At 47.9% G+C, this 26424-nt stretch carries 22 protein-coding genes and 1 riboswitch; of the genes, 7 read left to right on the top strand and 15 right to left on the bottom strand.

Annotated features, from left to right (window positions below):
* Positions 1 to 5: 5 nt before the first annotated feature.
* The 3 genes from WN59_RS02135 to WN59_RS02145 all read right to left on the bottom strand — a co-directional run bounded on the left by WN59_RS02135 (position 6) and on the right by WN59_RS02145 (position 4152).
* Positions 6 to 986, bottom strand: coding sequence for an aspartate-semialdehyde dehydrogenase (locus WN59_RS02135; RefSeq protein WP_046511832.1), 981 nt, complete (start codon positions 984 to 986; stop codon positions 6 to 8).
* A gap of 18 nt (positions 987 to 1004) precedes the next feature.
* On the bottom strand, positions 1005 to 2207 hold the full coding sequence (locus tag WN59_RS02140; RefSeq protein ID WP_046511835.1) for an aspartate kinase: 1203 nt from the start codon (positions 2205 to 2207) through the stop codon (positions 1005 to 1007).
* Between the two features lie 78 nt (positions 2208 to 2285).
* A riboswitch (Lysine riboswitch) is annotated at positions 2286 to 2462 on the bottom strand.
* A gap of 85 nt (positions 2463 to 2547) precedes the next feature.
* Entirely contained in the window at positions 2548 to 4152 is a 1605-nt protein-coding gene (locus WN59_RS02145) for an ABC-F family ATP-binding cassette domain-containing protein (protein WP_046511837.1), read from the bottom strand.
* Positions 4153 to 4237: 85 nt separating this feature from the next.
* On the opposite strand from WN59_RS02145, the gene WN59_RS02150 reads away from it, so the two are divergent.
* On the top strand, positions 4238 to 4963 hold the full coding sequence (locus WN59_RS02150; RefSeq protein WP_046511842.1) for an NAD-dependent protein deacylase: 726 nt from the start codon (positions 4238 to 4240) through the stop codon (positions 4961 to 4963).
* 11 nt (positions 4964 to 4974) lie between these two features.
* The gene (locus WN59_RS02155) at positions 4975 to 5844 is read left to right on the top strand and encodes a CvfB family protein (RefSeq protein ID WP_046511844.1); all 870 of its coding nucleotides are present in this window, start codon (positions 4975 to 4977) and stop codon (positions 5842 to 5844) included.
* A gap of 43 nt (positions 5845 to 5887) precedes the next feature.
* Here the strand turns inward: WN59_RS02155 and pepF are convergent, their stop codons facing one another.
* On the bottom strand, positions 5888 to 7693 hold the full coding sequence (gene pepF / locus WN59_RS02160; RefSeq protein ID WP_046511848.1) for an oligoendopeptidase F: 1806 nt from the start codon (positions 7691 to 7693) through the stop codon (positions 5888 to 5890).
* Positions 7694 to 7838: 145 nt separating this feature from the next.
* Here pepF and WN59_RS02165 point away from each other — a divergent pair, with 145 nt between their 5' ends.
* The gene (locus tag WN59_RS02165) at positions 7839 to 8183 is read left to right on the top strand and encodes a hypothetical protein (protein ID WP_046511851.1); all 345 of its coding nucleotides are present in this window, start codon (positions 7839 to 7841) and stop codon (positions 8181 to 8183) included.
* Between the two features lie 59 nt (positions 8184 to 8242).
* Here WN59_RS02165 and WN59_RS02170 read toward each other — a convergent pair whose 3' ends face one another.
* The 6 genes from WN59_RS02170 to WN59_RS02195 form a co-directional block, all read right to left on the bottom strand.
* Positions 8243 to 9061, bottom strand: a complete 819-nt coding sequence (locus WN59_RS02170) for a hypothetical protein (protein ID WP_231577062.1) — start codon at positions 9059 to 9061, stop codon at positions 8243 to 8245.
* 494 nt (positions 9062 to 9555) lie between these two features.
* Complete coding sequence (locus tag WN59_RS02175) at positions 9556 to 10116, bottom strand: recombinase family protein (protein ID WP_046511854.1); 561 nt, start codon at positions 10114 to 10116, stop codon at positions 9556 to 9558.
* A gap of 270 nt (positions 10117 to 10386) precedes the next feature.
* A complete protein-coding gene (locus WN59_RS02180; protein WP_082099086.1) occupies positions 10387 to 10893 on the bottom strand; it encodes an O-acetyl-ADP-ribose deacetylase in 507 nt (168 codons plus the stop codon).
* Positions 10894 to 11102: 209 nt separating this feature from the next.
* Positions 11103 to 12347 (bottom strand): peptidoglycan bridge formation glycyltransferase FemA/FemB family protein, encoded by a 1245-nt coding sequence (locus WN59_RS02185; RefSeq protein ID WP_046511859.1) that lies wholly within the window; start codon positions 12345 to 12347, stop codon positions 11103 to 11105.
* A 24-nt stretch (positions 12348 to 12371) separates the two neighbouring features.
* Entirely contained in the window at positions 12372 to 13634 is a 1263-nt protein-coding gene (locus WN59_RS02190; protein ID WP_046511862.1) for an aminoacyltransferase, read from the bottom strand.
* A gap of 10 nt (positions 13635 to 13644) precedes the next feature.
* Entirely contained in the window at positions 13645 to 14904 is a 1260-nt protein-coding gene (locus WN59_RS02195; protein WP_046511866.1) for an aminoacyltransferase, read from the bottom strand.
* A 197-nt stretch (positions 14905 to 15101) separates the two neighbouring features.
* Here WN59_RS02195 and WN59_RS02200 point away from each other — a divergent pair, with 197 nt between their 5' ends.
* The gene (locus tag WN59_RS02200) at positions 15102 to 15758 is read left to right on the top strand and encodes a sigma factor-like helix-turn-helix DNA-binding protein (RefSeq protein ID WP_046511870.1); all 657 of its coding nucleotides are present in this window, start codon (positions 15102 to 15104) and stop codon (positions 15756 to 15758) included.
* A complete protein-coding gene (locus WN59_RS02205) occupies positions 15755 to 16099 on the top strand; it encodes a hypothetical protein (RefSeq protein ID WP_046511873.1) in 345 nt (114 codons plus the stop codon). The genes WN59_RS02200 and WN59_RS02205 overlap by 4 nt, the downstream gene beginning before the upstream one ends.
* Before the next feature lie 24 nt (positions 16100 to 16123).
* Here the strand turns inward: WN59_RS02205 and WN59_RS02210 are convergent, their stop codons facing one another.
* The gene (locus tag WN59_RS02210; RefSeq protein ID WP_046511876.1) at positions 16124 to 17386 is read right to left on the bottom strand and encodes a Y-family DNA polymerase; all 1263 of its coding nucleotides are present in this window, start codon (positions 17384 to 17386) and stop codon (positions 16124 to 16126) included.
* Between the two features lie 185 nt (positions 17387 to 17571).
* A complete protein-coding gene (locus tag WN59_RS02215; RefSeq protein ID WP_052747225.1) occupies positions 17572 to 18540 on the bottom strand; it encodes an LCP family protein in 969 nt (322 codons plus the stop codon).
* A gap of 159 nt (positions 18541 to 18699) precedes the next feature.
* Here WN59_RS02215 and WN59_RS02220 point away from each other — a divergent pair, with 159 nt between their 5' ends.
* Positions 18700 to 19653 carry a DUF1002 domain-containing protein gene (locus tag WN59_RS02220; protein ID WP_052747227.1) on the top strand — a complete coding sequence of 318 codons (954 nt, stop codon included), beginning with the start codon at positions 18700 to 18702 and terminating at the stop codon, positions 19651 to 19653.
* Positions 19654 to 19692: 39 nt separating this feature from the next.
* Here the strand turns inward: WN59_RS02220 and WN59_RS02225 are convergent, their stop codons facing one another.
* The 3 genes from WN59_RS02225 to parE form a co-directional block, all read right to left on the bottom strand.
* Positions 19693 to 21162 carry an alanine/glycine:cation symporter family protein gene (locus WN59_RS02225; protein ID WP_046511882.1) on the bottom strand — a complete coding sequence of 490 codons (1470 nt, stop codon included), beginning with the start codon at positions 21160 to 21162 and terminating at the stop codon, positions 19693 to 19695.
* A gap of 71 nt (positions 21163 to 21233) precedes the next feature.
* Positions 21234 to 23645: a DNA topoisomerase IV subunit A gene (gene parC / locus WN59_RS02230; RefSeq protein ID WP_046511884.1), complete on the bottom strand. Its 2412-nt coding sequence runs from the start codon at positions 23643 to 23645 to the stop codon at positions 21234 to 21236.
* Complete coding sequence (gene parE, locus WN59_RS02235; RefSeq protein ID WP_046511888.1) at positions 23642 to 25621, bottom strand: DNA topoisomerase IV subunit B; 1980 nt, start codon at positions 25619 to 25621, stop codon at positions 23642 to 23644. The genes parC and parE overlap by 4 nt, the downstream gene beginning before the upstream one ends.
* Before the next feature lie 217 nt (positions 25622 to 25838).
* Between parE and plsY the strand changes: the two genes are divergently transcribed.
* Positions 25839 to 26423 (top strand): glycerol-3-phosphate 1-O-acyltransferase PlsY, encoded by a 585-nt coding sequence (gene plsY, locus WN59_RS02240; RefSeq protein WP_046511891.1) that lies wholly within the window; start codon positions 25839 to 25841, stop codon positions 26421 to 26423.
* The last annotated feature ends 1 nt before the right edge of the window (position 26424 follow it).

The following is a 26424-nucleotide window of genomic DNA, read 5'->3' on the forward strand; positions in this document are numbered from 1 at the left end:
CTGAATTACTCCCTTTCCATAATTTGTTTGAGAATCTGGACTGAATTCTGTGCGGCGCCTTTCAGTATATTATCCGCAGTGCACCATACATGGAATGTATTCTCTAAGGAATCATCCCGTCTGACCCGGCCGACAAACACTTCCGATCTTCCCGTAGACTCAAGAGGCGTTGGATACTCGTTGTTTTCAGGGTTGTCCACAAGCGTGATATGAGGGATATTCCTGAATGCATCCCTTACTTCTTCCTCCGTTGCATCATTTTCAAGAGTCACGTTCATATGGACACTGTGAGAGTTCGATACCGGAACCCTGACACAAGTGGCCGACACCGCGAGGTCCGGCAGCTCAAGTATCTTTCTGGTTTCATCAATCATCTTCTGTTCTTCTTTTGTATAGCCATTTTCAAGAAACACATCGATGTGCGGAAGTACATTGTCATGGATCGGGTGGGGGTAGGTCGTCGGTGCTTTCCCCCTGGCGCCTTCTTCGAGATCCCTGAGGCCGCCGGAACCTGAGCCTGATACTGCCTGATAAGTTGTATAATTGACACGTTTCAGACCAAATTGTTCCTTTAAGGGCTGGAGTGCCACAACGGATTGTATCGTTGAACAGTTCGGATTCGCGATGATCTTCCTGCCAAGCTTAGGGGCATTTATCTCAGGCACTATCAGGTCGATATCCTCATGCATCCGCCACTGGCTGGAGTTGTCGATGACGATTGAGCCGTTCTCTTCAAACAGTGGGGCAAACTGCCTGCTCGTGGAGCCTCCGGCACTCATCACTACATAATCGAACCCCTGTTTCGGCGTTTCTTCAGTCAGTTCCCGTACTGTCAGCTCTTCACCCATAACCTGAAGGCTCTTTCCGGCTGAACGGGCTGAGGACAGCAGCGTGAGTTCATCCGCCTTGATACCATACTGCTCAAACATCTCGATCATTTTTGTTCCGACAACACCTGTTGCTCCTACAATCGCTACTTTCACCATTAACATTCTCCTCCTGATTTATAGATCAAATGCGGCGGCAAGTGATTCCACTGCACCTTTACCATGTTCTTTATCAACGACATAGGAAATGCTGATCTCGGATGTCGTTGTCTGATAAAACCTGATGCCTGAGTCATTAAGTGCCATGAAAGCTGTCGAGGCAACACCAGACATGTCCCGCATCCCCGAACCGATGATGGAGACCTTGCAATACCCCGTCTCCATTGTCAGCGACATGTCAGGGTGAAACAGCCTTGTCTCAGCGAATATCTGATCCAGACGGACCGATTCAGCATCCTTCACTGTAAATGACAACTGGAAGCCTTTACTCCCTGACATCTGTGAAATCATATCCACATTGATGGATTCCTCATCGAATTTCTTAAAGAGATCGAAAATCAGCGTCGATTCAGCACGCGGTTCAAAAATAGTTGCATGGATGATATCTTCATCCAAAGCGGCGCCGATCACCGCTTTCCTTTCGAGCACTTTGGTCTCCTGCATAATCCATGTTCCTTCCTCTTCCGATAATGTTTTTCCCAGATACAGCGGGATGGAATGGTTCTTCGCAATCTCGATACTCCGTGTTTCCAGGACTCCCGCACCGAGAGCGCTCATTTCCATCATCTCATCGTAGGAAATGCTGTAAATCCGTTTTGCCTGTTCATATACTCTCGGATCTGTTGCGTAGACACCGTCGACGTCCGTATAGATTTCGCAGGGCATCCCGCAGCTTGCTGCAATTGCCACTGCAGTAGTATCGGAGCCGCCGCGCCCCAGGGCTGTGATTTCATTCTGTTCGTTGACTCCCTGGAATCCCGCGACAACCAGTACATCGTTTTCCTGCAGTGCACTTAGCAGACACGCTTTGTCCACCCCTGATATCCTGCTTTTCATATGGCTGCCGAACGTTTTGATGCCTGCCTGGAAGCCTGTCATCGCCTTTGTCTTTACACCAAGATTCTCAAGCACTATCGAAAGATAGGAGATCGTCTGCTGCTCACCGGTTGTGACGAGAAGGGCAATATGATCGTCTTTCGGGGCGGGGGAGAGGCTTTTCACATTGGAAAGCAGTTCGTCCGTCGTCCCGCCCATCGCGCTGACTACAACAATGAGTTTCTCGCCCAGAATTGCCCGGTCCCTGAGGGATACGGCAATTTCTCTGATCTTATCAAAATCTCCAACTGAAGTACCTCCAAATTTCAAAACACTGTTTTCCATATGTCCTCCTGTAATAGAAGGCACTCACTCAATAAAAAAACAAGCCCGGCGGAATGCCGGACTTGTTCTGAATTTATCTACAAGTGATGCACTCCATTATTCAAAAAATAATGACAAACCTGTAGCTCTTAACCACCAGATCCAACGGAACCCTGCTGCAACAGGAAACCATTTCGGCATCGCACCCTTTCACACGCTCCAGTTCGCAGACTGTCAAAAGCGGTTACTGATGATTGATGCGCCTCATCCATATTTGCTATTTAATTATAAATGTCATTATACATACAACTCATGGTTCTGTAAACTCATTTGTTGAAATTTTGTATAATAGTCTAAAAACTCAGTTCCTGATCAGGCCTTTATCACGGAGGTATTCTTCATATGTCGTCTCTTTGACGATCGCACCTGTCTTCTCGATTTCAAGAACTTTATTAGCGATCGTGTTGATGAACTCGAAGTCATATGAAGTGAAGATGATGGAACCTTTAAAGTTTTTGAGTCCTTCATTCACCGCAGTGATGCTTTCAAGATCCAGATGGTTCGTCGGTTCGTCAAGCATGATGACATTCGCCTGGGACAGCATCATGCGGGAAAGCATTGCGCGCATTTTCTCTCCGCCGGAAAGGACGTTTGCTTTCTTTTTGGCTTCTTCTCCGCTGAACAGCATCCGTCCCAAAAACCCTCTCAGGAAAGTTTCCGTCTGTTCTTCAGGCGGTGCGTACTGGCGCAGCCAGTCCACAAGGCTCGTGTTGACGCCGTCGAAATATTTGCTGTTGTCCTTTGGCATATAACTCTGGGAAGTCGTCACACCCCATCTCACTTCACCTTCGTCGGGAGTGATTTCACCGGCAAGGATGCGGAGGAGGGTAGTGCGGGCAATTTCACTGTGGCCGATCAGCACTGTCTTATCATATGGGTTCAGAGTGAAGCTCACGTTATCCAGCACTTTGACACCGTCGACAGTGTGGGACAGTCCATTGACATAGAGAAGATCGTTCCCGATTTCACGTTCAGGTGTGAACTTGACGTACGGATACTTCCTTGAAGAAGGTTTGATATCATCGAGCTCGATCTTGTCGAGCATCTTCTTGCGGCTTGTTGCCTGCTTGGATTTTGAGGCATTGGCGCTGAAGCGTGCCACGAAGTCCTTGAGCTCCTTGATTTTCTCTTCCTTCTTCTTGTTCTGTTCCTGCGCCATCTGCTGGGCCAGCTGGCTGGACTGGTACCAGAAATCATAGTTGCCGACATAGAGCTGAATCTTTCCAAAGTCGAGGTCGGCGATATGTGTACATACGTTATTCAGGAAGTGTCTGTCGTGGGACACGACAATCACTGTGTTTTCAAAGTCGATCAGGAAATCTTCCAGCCACTGGATGGCTTCAATGTCCAGCCCGTTGGTCGGCTCATCGAGCAGAAGGACATCAGGATTGCCGAACAGGCTCTGGGCGAGCAGCACTTTGACCTTCTGATTGTTTTCAAGTTCCGACATCTGGCTGTCCATCAGCTCCGGGCCGATGCCGAGGCCATGGAGCAGGCCTTCTGCATCCGCTTCGGCAGTCCAGCCGCCCATCTCTCCGAATTCTCCCTCAAGCTCCGCTGCACGGATGCCGTCTTCATCGGAAAAATCGGGCTTCATGTATATTTCGTTCTTTTCCTTCATTATTTCCCACAGTTTCGTGTAACCCATCAGTACGACATCGAGTACACGCTGATCTTCGTATCCGAAATGATCCTGCTTCAGTACAGCGAGCCGCTCATCTTTCCCCATGCTGACATGTCCTGTCTGAGCATCCATTTCTCCGGATAATATCTTCAGAAAAGTCGATTTCCCGGCGCCGTTGGCACCTATCAGACCATAGCAGTTCCCCGGGGTGAATTTAATATTTACATCTTCAAACAACTTGCGGTCACCAAATCTGAGACTCACATCAGTAACCTGTAGCATAGGCATTCTCCTTTAATGATATTCTTAAGCGATGATACCACATTTATGGTACCATTGAAATATAATTCGAGGAGGCTTGTTACCTATGGATACCGATTTGCGACGATTCAAAGAGATAATGAATGAAGGTCGCCGCATCGTGTTCTTTACAGGGGCCGGCGTCTCTGTAAAAAGCGGCATCCCTGACTTCAGGAGCATGGGCGGCCTGTTTGATGAAATATCTGAAGAAGGCCATTCGCCGGAATATCTGCTCAGTGCCGACCATCTGAATGACAACCCGGAAAGTTTCATAGAGTTTTACAGAAAGCGGCTTTTATTGGCTGATAAAGCACCGAACATCGTTCATGAATATATTGCAGAACTTGAAAAGGAAGGGCGGTCTGCGGGTGTCATTACACAGAACATCGACGGCCTCCACTCTGATGCCGGCAGCAGACATGTCGATGAGCTGCACGGGACGCTGAACCGCTTCTACTGCGTCAGCTGCAGCCGGCAGTTCACCAAGGAAACGGTAATGACACAGGATATGAAGCACTGCAGCTGCGGCGGAGTACTGAGGCCCGACATCGTCCTTTATGGTGAGATGCTCAACGAACAGGCGATATTCTCCGCGATTGATAAAATATCAAACGCAGATGTCCTCGTCGTCCTCGGTTCATCACTGGTCGTCAACCCGGCAGCCGCGATGACCGGTTATTTCAACGGGGAGCATTTCATCATCATCAATAAAGACCCGACACCATTCGACCGGGACGCTTCGCTCGTATTTAACAGGGATATGACCGAAATCATAGAATCCATCCAACAATAAGGAGATAATCAATGGAACACATTTCAGGTACAGTACAATTTTTGGAAGTGATCAAAAAAGAAGGATCGACGTATCATCTCAAGACGGAGGAGGATACGTATATCCGCATGAATGCTTCGGCATCTGATGAAGAGTATGAAATCGGTGAGGAAGTCAGCGCATTCATCTATCCGAACCGCAGCGGTGAACTGTTTGCCGCGCCGGTTGTTCCGCCTGTCGGTATTGATAAATACGGGTTTGCGAAGGTATCGGAAGTCAACCGTGACGGTGCATATGTGGATATCGGTGCGCCGAGGGAAATCCTCGTACCCTGGATCGACCTTCCCAAGCTGAAGTCAGTATGGCCAAAAGAGGGCGACGAAATCTATATGAAATTGAGAGCCGAAAGCGACAATCAGCTGTACGGCCGCCTGATCCCGGAAAATGAAGTTGCGGAGCGCTTCACGCCCCTTAAAAAAGAAGACTTTGCAGAACTGAAGAACAAATGGCTGGAAGGGCGGCCGTACAGATTGTTGAAAGTAGGGACATTCCTGCTGACTGACGACGGCAGAAAGGTATTCGTTCATGAGTCCGAACGGGAAGAGGAGCCAAGACTCGGCGAACTGAAGAAATTCAGGGTGATTGGCATCAATGATGAGGGCGAGATCAACGGTTCCTTCCTCAAACAGGCATATAAGAAGATGGACGACGACAGTGAGAGGATACTCGATTACCTTACTAAGAACGGCGGTTCCATGCCGCTCAATGACAAAAGCTCCCCGGAGGACATCAAAGAGGCGTTCAACATGTCAAAAGGTGCATTCAAACGCGCCCTCGGCCGGCTGATGAAAGAGGGCAGGATAGAGCAGACAGCCACAGAAACGAATATGAAAGAACAGTAGAACATTAATGCCTGGCCGGGAGTTCCCGGCCAGGCATTTTCAATCATCCTTCTATTTCTTCTGTCAGTTTTTCCAGTTCATCCACCAGTTCGCCGATGTAACCGATCGTTTCCCTGAGCGGTTTATCTGTAGTGATGTCGACACCCGCCATCTGCGCAAGTTCCACCGGTGATTTTGTACCGCCTGCTTTCAGCACTTTGAGCCAGTCATCGACTGCCGGCTGCCCTTCAGCAAGTACACGTTTGCTCATTGAAGTGGCAATGGTCAGTCCGGCGGAGTAAGTGTATGGATAGAGGCCCATGTAGTAGTGCGGCTGCCTCATCCATGTGAGTTCTGCACCTTCCGTGATTTCCACATCATCTCCCCAGAACTCCCCGATGACCCGGCGTTTCAATGTGTTCAGATCATCGGCGGACACATTCTCATCATTGTCCACCATTCTGTAGACTTCGCGCTGGTATGCAGCTTCAAGCAGGTGGGTCACACAGTTATGATAGTATGTCCTGGAAATGATTGAACTGATCACCCAGCGCTTGAATTTCGGATCATCCGAGTTCTCGAGCAGATGATTGGCCATCAGCATCTCATTCATCGTACTCGGTGCCTCGATGAAATACATCGAGCTCCTTGCATCGAATACATTCTGTTCACGGTTTGCATTATAGAAATGTCCGGCATGGCCGAGTTCATGTGCGAGAACGAATACTTCCGTCATGAGTGATGTCCATGAAATCAGTATATATGGATGTGTACCGTATGGACTCGAGCAGAATGCTCCGGTGGACTTCCCTTTATTCTTCACGAAATCAATCCAGCGCTCATCGTAGGCACGATTGACCATCCCGAGATAATCGTCTCCCATGATGGCCAGCGCATCATTGATGTACCTGCGTGAATCTTCGATGCTGATTTCAGGTTCCGACCGGGGATCCAGGGACATCTTCAGGTCTTCATATTTCATCGTATCCAGCCCATGGACGCGTTTCAGCAGCTTCGCATACCGTCTCATGTGCGGTGCCAAATCGCTCATGATCATGTCGATCTGACGATGATACAATTCCTGATCCACCTTCTGTCCGTGAAGCAGATAGTCGATTACAGAATCGAACCCCCGCAAGTCGGAAGTCGTCTTTTCCTTCTTCAGCTGAAGGTTGTAGGTACCGGCCGTCGTATGCTGGTATTCCCGGAGCTTATCACTGAAAGCCCGGAATGCATTCCGTCTGATTTCCGTATTTTCATGACCTTCGAGATTACCTTCGAATGACAGGTAGGAGAGGGGGATTTCCACACCATCTGCCTCAAAAGTGCCGAAGTCGATATCAAGCAGCTTCGTCTTGTTGTAAAGTTCATAGGGGCCGTTGAACACAGAAGAGTAGGAGGCAAGCACTTTCTCTACCTCGGGATGCAGCTGATACGGCTTCTGCCTCAACAGGTCATCGATGAATACGGAAAGGTCGGGCGCCTGTACTTTGATGTCCCCGAGCACCGATTCATCCAATGCCAGAAGTTCACTTTTGACAAAGCTCGTTTCACTGCTGAAATATGTAGCTGCATTCGAGGATGCTGAACTCAGCTTCTGTGATCCTGCATCACTCTGATCGGCAGACAAACTCAGGCTCGCATAGGTTCCGATCGGCACAAAAGCTTCGACCAGAGACTTCAATTCATTGATTGCCCCGGCTGCAGTCGCGGCATCCGTCAATTTACCGGCGTAACGTCCGGAAAAATCCGCCACACGGGGTCTGAACGATTGTACAGCCTCATAAAATGCCTCATCCGACGGGAAAAGATCCGACAGATTCCATGTATGCTTTTCTTCAACCTGACTTCTGGATTTAAGTTCTTCCATTAATGTAAACACTCCTTTAAGTTTCGAGAACCGAAGTAATAACTTGATTATACATGAAAATTCAAAAAATTTAAATCATTAATAGGTGATATATTATGTTTTAATTATTGCCGTTGCGAGAATATTATTATGAAGCGAGGTGAATATGATGATCCAGGATATCAGTTTTTATATTATCAGCATATTGACGGTGCTGATACTCAGTGCACTGGTGCCATTGACTTTGAAGAAATATTTCATCATCCCCATATTGACTTTTGTTGTGATGATCCTTGCCGCATTCGTCATTCCGAATTTCATGGAAACGACGAATTGGGAGGCACTGGCGGGATACGCCGTTTTCCTTGGAATATTGTCTTTATTGGTCAGTATCCTGATGTGGTTCTATACAAGGGGCAGGCGGAAGAAGAAAGAAGTTGCCCAAAGGGAAATGGCTGAGCAGCACACAGAGGATGCTGCAGATGAAAAACGCGGCAAAAAGAAGAGATGAAAATAAGCTGCCGTAACCGGCAGCTTATTTTCAATGACACGCAAAGAGGGCGGGTGGAGTCATTTTCTTCTCGTAGGAATGAAATTCCTGACGAACCGGTATTTCTGCCGATCATATTTGGCGTACAGATAGCCGAAGACACTGAAGACGACCGCGCCGATCAGATTGACCAGCAGGTCCTTCATGGTATCCCTCACGCCTATATCAAGATAGCCGCCTTCAATGACAGTCCGGGTGGTGCTGCCGGAATCATCCCGGCTTTCTATGATGGTGCGTTCTATGCCTCCGACTTGGTGGACAGCACCATTCTCCTCGCCGAGGTCCACACTGTTGACCACCTGTACAATCCTGTCTTTCTGCATATCGAGCCCCATAGTGCGGTCGGCGTAATACTCAAAGAATTCCCATAGGACACCGACGGTCATGGAAAAGCAGAAAGTCACTATTGCAAGAAAAAGTGGCGTCAGATCGATACCTTCGGCATTCTTGTTCAAGAGATAGATGAGTGAAAAACCGACGCCTGCAGCCAAAAAGCCGTTGAGGGTGTGAAGCGCCGTATCCCAGGCCGGTATATAACCGTAGAAATCACCCAACTCCCCGAGAACTGTAGAACTGAAAATAAATATTATAATTATGAGCTCCAGGAGATTAGGAATGACGATGTTGAACACACGCTCGACAAGGAGTGGGATGGTGAACAAAGCGAGTGTCAGTGCAAGTATGAATATATCTCCCCATTCCTGCATGAATATTATCTGATTGACAAGATTCACAACAGCAATTACACGAAATATGACATATACTGCAACAACTTTACGACTGGCTGTCGATGTACTGCTCGTAAAGAACTTCTTTAGGGTATCCATAAAGGTCTTCATAGGAAATAATCCTCCTGACAAAAAGGGAGATTCATATAGTTATCATAATTCACCCGGGATATATGCAGTAAACATAACTGATCCATGACGGATTGGAACAGACAGAAAGCGGACATCGATAATGGTGTAATTTGTAATATTATGTGTGTGAAATTCGTAATGATAATGCATTACAGCCTGGATTCAAATGAAATCGACAGTTAGATTATATTACGGAACACACAGGAGACCATATAAATACAGAACAGCTGACTGTAATGAAAATATTATCATCTGCAGAACAGCCGGGTTTACAGACAGTCTAAATATGATCAATAAAAGACATGTATCACCGGCGTAGGGCCCTCTTTTGCGAACACCCATAACTTCCCATAATATATATTATGTAAACTTTATTGTGAAAAATAAACGGCTCCTCTCAATGAGCTCCGAACTCAATTAAAACAGCCGGTCTGGCATTTACATCCGGACCGGCTCATGTTCATCATGATATTTTATTGTTCTTTTGATTCATTTACAACTTTATATACAGTTGCTCTGGATACGCTGGCCATTTCTGCAATTTTGCTGCCTGTATATTGCTGTGTTTCATACAATGACCGGATCATCGCTTTCGTATCTTCGCTGACTCCGGGTCTGCCGCCGTTTCTGCCGCGTGCTCTCGCTGATTCCAGGCCTTTCTTTGTCCGTTCGCTCATCAGATTTGCTTCAAGCTCTGCAAATGCCGACATCATCGTGAAAAACATTTTTCCCATCGGATCTTTCGTCGTCACGTTCATATTGATGATTTCCAGGTCAATCCCGCGCTTTTCAAGCTCTGTTGACAGTTCTATCAGCTGTTTTGTCGTCCGTCCGAGTCTGTCCAGCTTTGTGATGACCAGCGTGTCACCGTCCCGCATGTAATCCAGGCAATTCTCAAGCTCCGTCCTGTCGGTTTTCCTGCCACTCACCTTTTCCGAGAATATTTTGATGCATCCTGCGTCTTCGAGCATATCCATCTGGCTTGTAAGGTTCTGATGCCTTGTACTTACTCTTGCATAGCCTATTTTACTCATATTTCCACCACTTCCAAATAATGTATTTTTAAGGCTGTAAGTACATTATAAACCGACAGTGAATAAAAGACAACAAAAAACACAACATTTATTGCATTTAATTTAATATTTGTTAATTTTACTGTCATGTATGTAAAACCCTCGTTAAAAAGACAAGCCAAAAGTGTATTTAAACACTTTTGGCCTGGAATACTAAAATCCGACCCTTATACTCTATCCAGTATGCCGGTGCCGGGTAGATCTCTTTTCATTCATGGGTATCCACTCTCCCTAACCCTCGATGGCCCTGTCATAGGCGGCTTTTGTTTCTTCATCAAACAGGACCCAGATTACTGACTCGAATGCGTCCGGATGTTTCTCAAGGTATTCATTGACCGTGTCTGCGGCAATCCGGGCCGCCTTATCCAGCGGGAACCGGTATACACCCGTCGAGATGGACGGAAAAGCAATTCTCCGGATATTATTCTTCCCCGCAACCTCTAATGATTTTGCGTAGCAGCTGCCAAGAAGTGCCTCTTCATTATTGTCTCCTCCATTCCACACCGGGCCGACGGTATGGATCACATGATCCACCGGCAGGTCGTAGCCGCCCGAAATTTTGGCGTCGCCCGTTTCACAGCCGCCGAGCGTCCGGGTTTCCTCGAGCAGCCCGGGCCCCGCCGCCCTGTGGATTGCGCCGTCGACACCGCCGCCGCCAAGAAGGCTCGTATTCGCGGCATTGACGATTGCATCTGCATCACGCGTTTCAGTTATATCACCAAGTCTTGTACCAAGCATTCCCATCACCCCTTTCTATTTTCAGGAAAACGATCAGAAAGTCCGTATTCGTAATATGCGATTGAGCATGGCTGAATATCTTCCTGAACGACTTATCCTTGTCTTCCCAAACCTTAGCTCTACAGGACCACTACCCTGAATCGGAAAAATGAACCACCCAGATCTATCAAAAAATGCCTCCCCAAAATTACGGAGAGGCAGAATTTCTGCTATATTTTATTCAGTTTTTCCGCTAATTTATATACCGGCTTGTTGAATACTTTGTAGAACGTCCCGGGCAGTTCTTCAATGAAGGTATTATAGCCCTTCTTGAATTTGTAGACACCGTAGTCTTTGGAGTTTTCGGTGAAGTCACCTGTAAGCCCGAAGAAATTGAACCTCGGCAGCCCCAGCTCCTTCGCTTTTTTGATCATTTCCCATGTCGTGAAGTTCGTACCCATGAACATCGAATGCTCGGGGTAGCTGCCGCTGAAGAGATATACCATCTCATGGTTGTTATAGTAGTACATCGCCGCCGACAGTTCGATGGTATTGCCACATTCCTTCTGCACCTCTTCTATTTTGGCGATTCTTTTCTGTTTATTCGCCACCAGGTCTTTCGTCTCGTTCAGACGCCCCTTCATGCGCTTCGTCCCCTGCCCGCTTTCGAGTTTTTTCTCCATATCGGACTTCTCCGTCTCCAGGGAGGAGAGTTCTCCATTCAGCCGCTCAAGGTATTTGTCCACTTCGATATAGCTCAGTGTGAGATAGGTCCTGTCCTTCAGCGTTTTGAGCAGACTCTTGATCTTTCTGCCGCTTACCGGATCGAATCCGATGCGTTCTTCTGTATCCTTATAGATTTCTACGAACTTGTCATATTCATCTTCATCCAGATACCTGAGTTTCAGGTCCATCTGTTCCACTGCACGGGTGTTGTACCGCGTTTTGGCATCCATGTTTCTGATCAGCCCATCTTCACTTTCTGTGATGTCAAGAATCGCCTGGTGCCTGAGGAGTTCTTCAGTGACAAGCTGTTTCGTGAATCCCTGGTGTGTGTAGCCAAGTTCTGTATAGATGTCCACGATTTGAGGATTATTCTTTTCACTGTCGATGACTTCACCTTCGCCATTTCTTATTCTATATATATGATACGGTGAATGGATAAGTTTCAGGGCATGGTTCCTCTTCACATAATCATCAATTTCGCCGAGGAAGAACGCCAGACGCTCGTTCGTGAAATTTTTGATGAGCGGTCCCGTGTGGGAAGTGAACAATCTGTATCTCCTGAGTACGGGAGTCGCACTCAGCATGGATACGCCCACCAGCTCTTCATCGTCATATAACCCGAGCAGGTGCACTTCCTGTATCCCGGATATATAGTCATAGTAAAGTGCGTCATGCAGGTAATGGGAGTAACCATTATAGTCTTCCATGAATGCCTTGAAAGTACTCTCCTGGATTGGTGATGTTTGCATGTTTACGACAAACCCTTCCTGATTTTACTTTTTCATCTGCTGCAGTTTGCTTTTCACCTTGTAGATGTTGTACTGCACCGGGCTGATCACTTTTACGAAGTCCCCGACAAGCTCTTCGATTTCAGCATTGAAGCCCCGTTTGAAACGGTAGACTCCGTAATCTTCACCGTCTTCCGAGAAATCACCGCTGACGCCGTAGAAGTTGTATCTGTCTATCCCTTTTTCCATGCAGTATTTCATCATTTCATAATGCATCATGTAAGGACCGACGAATTGGGCGAACTCGGACGAACTCGCTCCGGAATTGTAGACCATTTCATAAGGCGTTTCAAAATAGATGCCGGCGGCGAGATTGATGACACTGCCTTCCTGTTCTTTTATATCGTTGGCTGTCCGCCAGTCGGCCTCCAGCTTTTCAATCTGCTTTTCAGCCTCGGCAATCTTGTTCAGTGTCTTGTCATTCTTATTTTCCTTCTCCACCATCTGGCTGTGCTTTTTCCGCACGTCATCCAGCTGGTCCTTCAGGTTGCCCACATATTCATACAGGTCAAGATAGGCAAGCGGAATGAGGACTTTGTCCCCGTATGTTTTCTTGAAGTTGGTAAAGTACTCTTTTGGATTGGGATGTGTAAAGAACCCCTGCCGTTCACTCGTATCTTTATAGAGATCCATGAAAATACCTATTTCGTCCACATCGAGGAAGCGGACTCTGACTCCGAACTTCTGCGCTTTTTTTATATTGCGTTTCCTCTGTGAATCGAATGATTTCACCAGGGATTTCTCATCAAATCCGCCGAGATCCAGCACGCTCATCCAGCGCGCCTGCGAAGTCCTTGAATACCCGCGGGTGAATCCCTGATGCACGTATCCTTCGTCTTCCATGATCTTTATGAGAGTATCCTGCGTTTCATAATCTTCTTTTTCGTTTACATCCTTGTCATACTTTTTGTAGATCCAGTTCGGATCCAGCTTGACGTAAAGGCCGTTATTCGCCTTAAGATATTTCGAAAGCTCCTGCAGATAGAATCTGACAAGACCGTGATTATGATAGTCGAGGACCGGGCCGCGGTTGGAATAGTAGAATTTTTTCCCCACGCCGGTTTTTTTGAGTGTGAAAAGACACGCTGCCACAACTTCCCCGTCCCTGTCCTTTACACCGAGAAGACGGACTTCCTGTCCATCCTGCTCCCTGTTCGCCTTATTTTCGATCATCTGGAAAAAGGCGGCTTCCTCCCCTTTTTCAATATATTTCTGGTATTCCTCTTCAGTAAGTTCCGTAAACTTCATTCTCTTTATCCTACCTTCCTGTGAAAGTGCGCAGTTTTGCAAAGCCTTTATATGCAGCATATGCCGGACCGTTGACCGGTTTGATGAAATCCCCGATATATTCAAGCACTTTGGCATTGAACCCTTTTTTAAACTGTATTACGCCGTAATCTTCCGCTTCCGGGGTGAATTCACCGCTGATGCCGTAGAAGTTGTATACATCAATATCATTTTCAAGCGCATAGTTGATCATATGCCACTGGATCAGGTAGCTCCCTGCAAAGTGTCTGAACTCGTTGGCGCTGCCGCCGGCGAGATAGACCACTTCGTGCGGTGTTATGAAGTAATAGGAGCTCGCCACCGGCAGTTCCCTGCCGTGTTTTTGGAGAAGCGCTTCGCCTTCGGCAAGCTTCTCCTCGATGTTTCCCAGCTGTTCAGCGAGGTTTATAATCTTGTTCTCCGCCTTCTTGTTGGCCGGATCCTTCTCCAGGGTCTTTTTGGCCTTATCGATATTTTTGGCCAGCTGATCGCGGTCTTTTTGTGTCGATTCATTATATTCCTCAAGGTCCACATAGACGAGCGGGATCAGCACGTTATCCCCGAAATGCTTTTTGCGGCTGATGTAGTATTCATCATCCCGGTCCATGAATGCCTTCATCTCGGAAGTGTCCTTCATGAACTTCCTGAATACATCGATTTCGTCAAGTTCCAGATAGCGCAGATGAAGACCGTTCTTTTGCGCCTTTTTGATGTTCCGCTTCCGCAGGCTGTCCATATCGTCAAGCAGCATTTTCGGGTCCTTGCCAGCGAGATCCAGTACGGAATGCCATCTGATCTGGACCACCGGATCGAAACCTTTAGTGAAACCTGTATGGCTCCATCCAAGCGCCTTGAAATAATCGAATATATAGCGGTTCCCCATATCTTTGGTGATCTCTCCGTCGTGGGTGCGTTCTTTGATGACTTCATAAGGGTCCACTCTTGCATACATCACTTTTTTAGGTTTTAGAAACTCTGTCAGACCTTCGAAAAATGCGTCAAAAACACGTTTGTCACTGTAATCCATTACAGGCCCGCGGTTCGTGTAGGCGTATTTGAACACTTTCATCACAGGAGTCAGCGTCACAAGGCTCGCCGCCTTTATTTCTCCGCCATCCTTGACTCCAACCAGGTATGTTTCCACTCCTGCATCCTTTTTCAGATTATAGTTGTTCACTGTCTGGGTGAAGTGGCTGAAATGAGCCCGTGTAAACTGCTCGAATTCCTGTGTCGTTAACTCTGTAAATTGCATAATGGCACTCCTGTCACCTAATTTTGATACCTAGATTATATTATCAGATTTGTACTGCCTTCTCCATCATTTCCCTGACGGTTTCATTAAAAATTCGCTTATTTTGACGAATTTTAAATAATTCGCTTATTCAGGCGAATTTATGTATAATCTGACTTACAGTCGTCTGTATTATAACATTAAGGAGGTTTTTACACATGATTTCATCTCTGATCATGGACATTTCCGGCAGTTCCGGAGCTGATAAGGAAGTTTTCGATGACCTGAAGACGCTGGAATCCGACATAAGGACGTGGGTTCTGGGTGATGAATTTTCCCATGTCGACTACCGCATGGGAGACGAACTTTTTGTATTGTCCTCCATCCCCCACAATACCCTTTTCATCTCAATTTATGCCAAGCTGCTGTGGCCCCACAATGATTTTCCACTCAAATGCAGTTTTCACACAGCAGATGTGGAACCGCCGGCGGGAGACCCCGAACAATGGAGCCACCAGTCGATCAAGGATACGCGGGAGGCGCTCGGGAAGATCAAGAAATCGGCAATCCAGGACTTCGCCTCCCCGGGTCTGCCGGACAGGATAGCCATCCCGCTCATGTACTTGACGGATATCATCAATAATATGACACCGCTCCAGCGCGAAGTCGCTCTGCTGAAACTCTCCGGCAGGCGCCAGACGGATATTGCGCGCATCCTTGATAAGAACGAATCGACAGTCTCCGCTCACTACAGCAAATCGCGCGGCCGGCAGTTCGGCATCATCACCGCCTTCCTTTCCGATTATTACGGCACATCCGGCGGAGCGCTGCACGGCCGTTTCGGGGAGACGGTCGAAGGGAGATTCAGATCATGAAAACACTGCTCATCACACTTTCAGTCCTGCTTTATCTTGCAAGCGGATGGCTCATCAAGCAACTGCTCAGCCTGCTCTCGGGCATAAAGTATCAGAAGACCGATAATATCGGCATGACTATCGGATACAGCGAGAGACTGCTCGCGGTCATATTCGTCGTCTTCAATCAATACACCGCTCTTGCACTCATCATTGCAGCCAAGTCCATATTGAGGTTCCCTTCCGGCAAGGAGGAGAACAGGGTGCATAAGGAAAGTGAATACGTACTGGTCGGCACGATGCTGTCGCTGGTCTTCGGCATTTTGAACGGACTCCTTGTGCTTTATGCCATCAATTATTAGAAGCGGCCTGCACCGCTTCTTTTTTTACCGTTTGTGGCCGGCGATGAGTCCGTCGCGGAGTTTGAGTGTGGAGGCTTCCGTACAGCTGAGCGCCCGCATCACACTCAGCTGCCCGTATCTCACTTTCAAGTCATCCACCGTCTTCATGAGCGATTCCTGCCGCCTCAGTGCACCGACATCTTCAAACAGGGACATCTGGCTGACGCTGTCCGGAATGAAATTTGTAAGCGTCACACTGATGGTCCGGTACAGTGCACGGGGGTCTGCGATACTTTTCAATATATTCCATATCCCCTTCATCACACGGTTGCTGTTGTTCGTCCCTGCGGGAATCGTGAACTGCTTCCTGTATATGTACCCATCCTTCGTACCGGCGGCGATCTGCACGGTTTTTGCAAGCCTTCCGGACAGCCTGAGCCGATGGGTCACTTCATCCACCTGTTCCAGCACGACGACATATATCTCCCTGAATCCGTAATCCCGCATCAGGATCTGGCTTTTGCAGATGGACGGCGAGTGCACCGTATGCTTCTCCCGTATTCTGCTGGAATCGATGCCGTTTGCATGCAGATGCCAGTCGACACCGATGATGCCGAAGTCCCGCTTCAAATACACCGGGGAGTACCGTGCCAGATCGCCTATTTTGAATATACCCCGTTCATTGAGCTTCACTTCACTCCGCCGGCTGATCCCCCAGAAATCCCGCAGGGGTTTGATCGGCCAGAGTTTGTCGGGCACATCGTGATAACGCCATTCTGCAATGCCGGCCTCCGTCTTTTTGGCTTCGATGTCCAGGGACAGCTTGCTGAGCAGGAGGTTGTCTCCGATGCCCACAGCGCATTCTATCGCAGTCTCATCGTATATTTCATTTTTGAGTTTTATGGCCAGCGCCTCCGGCGTACCGGCAAAAAGGTGCCAGCTTTCCGTGACATCCATGAAAAATTCGTCCACGGAGTACTGATGGAAATCTTCCGGTGCCACGTACTTCAGGGCGATTTCTGTAATCTTTGCCGAATAGTCCAGGTAGGTCTTCATCGAAGGGTTGATGATATAGATGTCTTTTCTCTGCGGTATTTCAAACAGCCGGGATCCCGTTTTGATGCCGAGCTTTTTGAGTTCCGCAGTTGCAGCGAGCACAACCGCACCAAGGCTCTTCGTATCCGCGACCACCGCAAGTTTTGTGGTCTTTGGGTCCAGCCCCTTTAAAATGCACGATACACTCGCAAAGAAACTTTTCTGGTCGACACAGAATATATGCCTTTTGGGGCAGATATTATAGTTATACATGACGGATCCTCCTTATAGGGAACATACGTTCTTATTAACATAATATCACACCTGGCCGCCTCCCAAACAAAATAATCCCTCGAGGTATTGTTTTATCCTGTGATGCAGAAAAGATGAACCGGAAATCCAAAAATAAAAATTCCAGGTATTAAAAAAGGATGGCGGCCGCCATCCTTTTTCATGCGTTATTGTTCTTCCGGTTTTCCTTCAAGGAAGTCATGCAGTTCCTGATTGTTTGCTTCAAAGTCCAGATCGATGACATTGCCCGCATGCGGTGTATCCATGAACTGATAAGTGTCCTCCATAGGCAGTGTAAGCGTATCGATATTCTTGTCGCCCCTGACGAGGAACGAGGCCATCATGCGATACATTTCACCATCCGACATGCTGGTGTTGACGTGTCCCATTCCTGTGCCGGCAATCTTCGGCAGCTTGAAGATGTTGCCGATGGATACCGCCTCACTCTTCACCGCATCGATCACCTGCTGCTGACGCCTGACGCGTCCGAAGTCCCCTTCGGCATCATGACGGAACCTGGCGTAGGCAAGAAGATCACTGCCCCCCAGACGCTGTGGCCCTTTCTCCAGTTCAGTATCGATTTTTGCCGACATATCCTTTTCGACATCTATCGGGATACCATCTTTGTTGATGACATCCACTACGGATTCGAAGGCTGCATAATCAACGACTGCATATTCTTCGACCTCGATGTCGAAATTCTGGCTGATCGTCTGCCTGAGCAGTTCCACACCGCCGAGGGAATAGACGGAATTGATCTTGTAGCTCTGATAGCCGGGGATATCCACGTAGATGTCACGCATCAGTGAAACCAGCTTCATATCCTTCTGCATATAGTCGTACTGCGCAATCATGATTACATCCGTGCGTTGTGAACCATCCACTTCCCTGTCCGCCCCGAGAAGCAGTATATTCTTCTTGCCGTCTTTGTCGTCCACTCCGTTGAACTCATGTGCCCTTTGTTCCACGCCGTTTCCTTTCGCGATATCAAGTCCTGATTGATAGGAGAAATATATATATAAAGCACCTCCTGCAAGCAGCAGGAGTATTATAAGGGGAATCAGTCCCCGCTTGCGCAGCCTTTTCTTCTTCACTGTGTGCGCCGCCCTCTCAGAGCGGCTGTATTCGTTATCCATTATCATGCTCCTGAAAATAATCTACTGAATCAGTTTACCTGTTTTGAAACAATTAATAAAGGAATATCATGGGCGGGGCACGTACAGACCATGATATTGATTGAGCCGGCATCCGACATTATAGTAATATGAATTGAAGGCAAAAGGAGTGAGGATACCATGATACGGAAAATGCTGCCGTTGATCATAATTTTATTGTTGGTGCTGCCCGCGGGCGCAAAAGCCGCTTCGGAATGGAGTCAGGCGGTTACCGTCTACGGCGCAGGGCTCGAAGACAACCGGGAGCTGCTCGATGCGACGGGTGGAATACTTGGCGCCACTGAAGAAGACAAGGTGGAATACGTCAGAAGCGGGGATGTTGAAAAGTATCTCGGCGTGACATACGACGATTCCGTCCTCAAATCCAGCATACGCATCCTTCAGAAGGATGCCGGAGCAGGGCTTGACATTACTGTCGATGAAAGCATGGGACAGATTACGGAAATAACAGAAGAAACATACAAAAATGCACTGCTGACCTCCGGCATCACCGATGCGGAAGTGGTCATCGGGGCAGCTGAGGATGTCACCGGCGAAAGTGCACTGGCCGGCATATACAAAGCCTATGAGACACAGGGTGAAGAAATAGACCCTGAACGTGCACAGAATGCACAGGATGAACTGGAGACCATATCGGACATCACCGCAGAGAACAGCGGTATGGAAGGATTCTCCCAGGAACAGCTGAACAAGATGATCACCGAGATCAAAATCCAGGTCATCGAAGCCGGAGGAGACCTCTCCGAAGGTGAGATCAGGAACATCGTCGGTGAGGAACTCGAGGCAAACGGCCTGAACGGCATACTGAGCCAGGAACAGATTGAACGGATTGTTGTCATCATCATGAACATACAGGATTCCGGGCTGTTTGAGAGCGAAGAGGCACAGCGCCTCCTTGACAGTTCCAGAAACCTGATTGATGAAATCACTTCAAGTGAGGGATTCCAGGATGCCAAAGATACTGCGCAGGAACTGGGCAGAGACATACAGGAATCCGGCGCATGGGAATCATTCAAAGATGCGGCTTCCGACTTCTTCAGGAAAGTGGCGGATTTCTTCAGATCGTTGTTCTGATCCAATCAAAAAAAAGCGGACATGGTGTCCGCTTTTTTGTTATTCCGACCTTTCATTCTCTCTGTAGGCGTAGCGGTTTTCACCCCACTCATCTACATCGGAAAGATCTGCTTTGATGTTGTTGGTCTGGAATACAGGGTTGATGCCCTGTTTCAGCTGTGTCCTGTAATCCGCCGCCACCTGGAATACTATGCTGCTCAGTGCAAATACCGCCACCAGGTTGGTGACTGCCATGAGCGCCATGAACACGTCAGCTGTTGCCCATGCCGTTTCCAGATCCATGACCGCACCGATGAACACCATGACGACAACAAGTGCTTTGAATATGAAAAGAACCGCTTTGTTTTCTTTGATGTAATTCAGGTTACTCTGACCGTAAAAGAAGTTCCCGAGTATAGAACTGTAGGCGAAGAGCAGGATGACAATGGCAATGAAAGTGGCCCCGAAGGAACCGATCTGTGAAGTCATTGCCGCCTGTGTCACCTGGATCCCCTGCAGTGCGTCTGCACCGTATTCCAGATCGGTATACATAAGTATAATGATTGCTGTCGCTGTACATACAACCATGGTATCGAAAAACACACCAAGAGATTGTATGAGCCCCTGTTTGACCGGATGGCTGACTGCAGCTGCTGCAGCGGCATTTGGGGCGGAACCCATACCCGCTTCGTTTGAAAAGAGCCCGCGCTGGAAACCGTTGAGGATTGCTGCACCCACTGCACCGCCAAATGCTTCACGGATACCGAAAGCATTTGCAAATATAGTGGAGATCATTGGAATAATCTGGTCATAATTGATGATTAATATTACCAGTACAACCGCAAGATAGATGACAGCCATGACAGGCACAATATATCCGGTCACATTGGCTATCCACTTGGCTCCCCCGAAAATGACAAGGGCGGTAAATGCGGCTATAATCACACCGATGACCCATCGGTCAATATTGAACGCTTCCTCATAGGCATGGGCTATGGTATTGGACTGGAGTCCGTTGAAGACAAATCCGAATGTGACTGTAATGAGAATCGCAAAGAATATACCCAGCCACCTCTGATCAAGCCCCTTTTCCATGTAGTAGGCCGGTCCGCCGCGGAAACCGCCTTCTCTGTCCTTTACTTTGAAAACCTGTGCCAGCGTGGATTCGAAGAATGCAGTTGCTGCACCGAAGAATGCAATCACCCACATCCAGAATACGGCACCCGGCCCACCGAGTACGATTGCTGTGGCAACCCCGGCGATATTTCCGGTCCCGACACGTGAAGCGGCACTGATTGTGAATGCTTTGAAAGGAGAAATACCTTTTGAACCATCCGGTAAAATCTCCGCCTTTTCCTTTAATACATAAAACATTTCCCTGAACCATCTGAACTGGACGAACCTGGAGCTGATGGAGAAATATAAACCGGCGAGTATTAGAAGACCGATGAGGAAATCTCCCCAAAGAAGCGTGTTACCGACTTCTACTATTGATTTGAACCAATCCGGTATAATACCTTCAAAATCCATAAAAAAACACCTCCTGCATGATAATAAGTATTATATCACTACAAGAGGCAATAGGAAATTCAATATACAGATTATGTGAACGCTTCAAACATCACTTCATTCACTTCACCGAATGAATTTTCATCAACAATAAACGAACCGTTGGAGTATTTGCCGCTCATTCTGATTGATTTGGCATTGGTCCTGAATTCGGATGATGCAGATTTGAGTAATATATCAATATCATCTTTAACGAGTCTCGCATTTACCAGACGGTGCGGTTTTGATTTGATCTCCTTCAGCAGCATGTTGCCGACCTGCGCTCTCGCCCCTTCTTCAAAAAGACTGAGTTCCGTACGTTTTACAGAACCCCTTTGGGACACTGTGATCAGATAGTCCTGGTCTGACACCAAACCGGCCATAATGATGCGGTCATCGTCCTTGACATTCATCGCACGGACACCCTGTGCTTTAAGCCCTGTGTTGTTGACTTCCGAAACAGGGTATCTGAGTGTCATCCCTTTGCGTGTGACAAGGAGAACATCCTCCTCTTTCGCATCCGACAATTCAACAGAAACGACTCTGTCATTATTTTTAAGCCCCATGCCTGCTATCGGCCGTTTGATGCGGGTTGCTTCATACGCATCAAGCCCCGTTAATTTGATCTGCCCACGCTCTGTTACCATAACGACAGTGGTCTTGGTGTCATACTCACCGACGAGAAATGCAGTGAGGGGCATTTCATCCGTTTTGAGATTGAACCTGCTTGAAAGATGCTGCCCGTTGTCCTTCCATTTGATATCCTGCAGTTCGTGGACAGGGATGATCATGTAGTTGCCATAGTTGGTGAATACAAGGCAGTGCTGCAGTGTATGACCTTCCTCCAGCATAATCAGCCGGTCTTCCTGCTTTATCCCGATCTCCTCGATTGTGCTTGCATTGAAGCTCCGCATGCTGGTCCGTTTGATGTAACCGTCCCTCGTCACAGAGACCATGACTTCCTCCTTGGGGATGAGAACTTCTTTTTCAAGTTCTATCGTCTGGATTTCATCCTCTATGACACTCCGCCTTCCGGAGGCATATTTCTTACGGATGTCTCTCAGCTCCTTCTTGATTACGGACAGCAGTTTCTTTTCATTGCCGAGTATTTCCCTAAGCTGGTTGATTGTATATTCAAGTTCATTATGCTCCGTTTCAAGTTCGACAATATCCGTATTAGTCAGCCTGTACAGCTGGAGCGTGACGATGGCTTCCGCCTGGGCTTCAGTGAAGCTGAACGCATCCACCAGATTGTCCTTGGCATTCCGCTTATTTTCCGATTCACGGATTACGCGGATCACTTCATCCAGTATGGACAGTGCTTTCATCAGCCCCTCGATGATGTGCATCCGCTTTTCCGCTTCTTCGAGTTCATACTCAGAACGGTTGCGGACCACTTCCTTCTGGTGTCTGACATAGGCTTCCAGTATTTCTTTGAGTCCAAGAAGCTTCGGTGCCCGGTCGCTGATGGCCACCATATTGAAGTTATAGGAAACCTGCAGGTCCGTCTTCTTGTAGAGGAAGTTGATGATGCCCTCGACATTTGCATCCTTCCGTGTTTCGATGACCACACGCTGCCCATCCCGGTCTGTTTCATCCCGGACTTCAATGATGCCGTCCACTTTCCGGTCTGCACGGATTTCATCAACCTTCTTCACAAGGTTCGCCTTGTTCACTTCAAACGGCAGCTCATCGATGATGATATGCGTCTTGCCGCCTCTTACGTCCTCGGTCCTCACTTTACTGCGGACAATGATTTTTCCCCTGCCCGTTTCATAGGCTTTCCTGATTTCGGAGACACCCTGGATGATGCCGCCCGTCGGGAAGTCCGGCCCTTGGATGATCGTCATCAGTTCGTCGATCTTCACTGTCGGCTTATCTATGATTTTGAGTGTTGCATCGATGACCTCCTCGAGATTATGCGGCGGTATTTCAGTGGCATAACCGGCGGATATCCCCGTCGTGCCGTTTACGAGCAGATTCGGGAATTTGGCCGGCAGGACGACCGGTTCAACTTCTGTGTCATCAAAGTTATTGATGAACTGCACCGTGTTTTTCCTGATATCCCTGAGCATTTCATTGGAGATTTCAGACAGTCTCGCTTCTGTATAACGCATTGCAGCCGGCGGATCCCCGTCCACGCTCCCTTTGTTGCCGTGGATGGTGATGAGCTCTTCGCGCATCTTCCATTCCTGCGAGAGCCTCACCATGGCATCATACACGCTTGTATCCCCGTGCGGGTGATAGTTACCGATGACGTTACCCACAGTTTTGGCGGATTTTCTGTATCCTTTCTCGAATGTGTTACCCTCTTTGTACATCGCGTACAGTATTCTTCTCTGCACCGGCTTCAGGCCGTCCCTCACATCGGGGATGGCCCGGTCCTGGATGACATATTTACTGTACCGTCCGAAACGGTCGCCGATGACATCCTCCAGCTGGAGCTGCTGAATATGATCTGTCATGAAGTTTCACCACTCTCTTCCAATTTTGCCACATCATCATTTTCAAGAATGCTGTCCTGCTCTTCGAGCGTGAAACTCACATTCGATTCTATCCATTTACGCCGCATTTCAACATTATCCCCCATGAGTGTCGTGACACGTTTCAGAGACAGCGCTTCATCTTCGATCCTCACCTGTATCAGCGTGCGTGAATCCGGGTTCATCGTCGTCTCCCAGAGCTGGGCGGGCATCATTTCACCAAGACCCTTATAGCGCTGGAGCTCGACGTTTTTACCCAGTTCCTTCTGTGCTTCTGCAAGCTCATCCTCCGTCCATACATAACGCACAACTTCCCTGCCCTTCAACTTCTTTTTCAGCTGGAAGAGCGGCGGCAGTGCGATATAGATCTTGCCCGCGTCGAATAAAGGTCGCATATAATTGAAGAAGAACGTTAGAAGCAGCACCTGGATGTGCGCCCCGTCCGTATCGGCATCGGTCATGATGATGATTTTGTCGTAGTTTGAATCCTCCACTTTGAACTCATTCCCGACTCCCGCGCCGATTGTATGGATGATCGTATTGATCTCCTCATTTTTGAATATATCCTCGAATTTCGCTTTTTCGGTATTGATCACCTTACCGCGGAGGGGGAGGATGGCCTGGAATTTCCTGTCCCTGCCCTGTTTTGCAGATCCGCCGGCGGAATCCCCTTCGACCAGATACAATTCATTTTTCCTGGCATTCCTGCTCTGTGCCGGAGTCAGCTTTCCGGACAGGAGAGTATCCCTGCGCTTTTTCTTGCCGTTCCTCGCCTCTTCGCGAGCCTTCCTTGCCGTTTCCCTGACGCTCCTTGCCTTGATGGCTTTTTTGACGAGCTGGGTGCTGAGTGCACCGTTCTCTTCAAGGTAGTAGGGAAGGTGATCGGCCAGAAGCGTCTCCATTACATTTCTGGCTTCACTCGTTCCGAGCTTGCTCTTCGTCTGCCCTTCGAACTGGAGCAGGTCTTCTGGGACTTTGATGGATATCACTGCAGTCAGGCCTTCCCGTATATCATTCCCTTCGAGATTCTTGTCTTTATCTTTCAGTTCATTGATCTTCCTTGCATATTCATTGAAGACGCGTGTAAAACCTGTTTTGAAACCAACTTCGTGCGTTCCCCCGTCTTTCGTCCTCACATTATTGACAAAGGAGATGATGGTTTCACTGTACTGGTCATTGTACTGGAAGCTGACTTCGCCGAGTATGCCATTGTATTCGCCGGAAAACATGCTGATTTCCCCGATGGAATCCTTGCCTTCATTCAGGAATTCGATGAATGCTTTCAAGCCGTCATCATATTTGAAGGATTCCTCAAGCGGCTCCTCAGGACGCCTGTCGGTTATGCTGATCCTGAGTCCCTTCTGGAGAAAGGCGGATTCACGCATCCGCTCCATGATTGTTTCAAAATGGAACACCGTGCCTGATTTGAATATTTCCGGATCGGGTTTGAAAGTCACTTCTGTGCCGGTCTTTTTCGTCTTGCCGGTCACTTTCAGAGGACGGTCGACTTTACCGCCGTCTTTGAATGACATCTCATGGATTTTACCGTCCCTGAATATCCTGAGCTCAACCCAGGAACTGAGCGCATTGACGACAGAAGCGCCGACGCCATGAAGGCCGCCGGCAGTCTTGTAGCCGCCCGAACCGAATTTCCCGCCTGCATGCAGCACCGTGAAGATGACTTCCGGTGTCGGACGCCCGGAAGCATGTTTTCCCGTGGGCATGCCCCGGCCGTTGTCAGTCACTGTTATGCTGTCATCCTTGTTAATTGTAATGGCAATTTCATCACCATATCCATTGATGATCTCATCCACAGAGTTATCTGTAATCTCGTAGACAAGATGATGAAGACCCCGGTGGTCCGTCGATCCTATATACATGCCCGGCCGTTTCCGCACCGCATCAAGGCCTTCCAATATTTGTATCGATTCATCTGTATAAGTATTCTGTCTTGCCAAATCAGGTATCCTCCTACAAACATACGTTCGTTTAATGTAATCTCTTACTATTTTTATACAAATCTTTGACGATTGCAACCCTAATCCCCATTTTACACGTTTTTTACACTTCAGACCATTAGTTTACAATAACATTAATATGTAAACTAATTTATATTAGGTGTAACTATTTTTTTATGGTAAACTGTTAGTACCTGATGATAAAGGGGTTTTTAATTTGGAAACACTCATTTCACTGCTGGTATTCGGTTACCTGATCGGGGCAGTACCTTTCAGCCTCCTCATCGGGAAATGGTTCTACAAAATCGACCTGAGGGAACATGGGAGCGGGAACATCGGAACTACCAATACATTCCGTATCCTCGGTAAGAAAGCAGGAATCCTGGTACTCATAATGGACATGATGAAAGGTGCGGTCCCTGTCTGGACGGCGATGCTCATAGACACAGATTTTCACGTATTCCTGCCGGGACTGGCTGCTGCACTCGGCCATGTGTATTCGATCTTTTTGAAATTCAGGGGCGGCAAGGCTGTTGCCACGAGCGCAGGTGCTGTTCTCGCATATAATCCGCTGATGTTTGCTATATTACTGAGCGTCTTTCTACTTACTTTAAGAACCAGCAAATATGTGTCCCTGTCCAGCATAGTCAGCGCCGTCCTGTTCTTCATCCTTTCCCTTGTTTTCCGCGATCCTCTGCTTATCGGATTATCTTTTATCATTGCTGTAGTTATAGTTGTTAGACATATATCCAACATTAAACGTATAATAGACGGCACAGAGTCAAAGATTACATTCATGTAGC

Origin of the sequence: Salinicoccus sediminis (assembly GCF_000986795.1) — a bacterium.
In the GTDB taxonomy this organism is placed as follows: Bacteria; Bacillota; Bacilli; order Staphylococcales; family Salinicoccaceae; genus Salinicoccus; species Salinicoccus sediminis.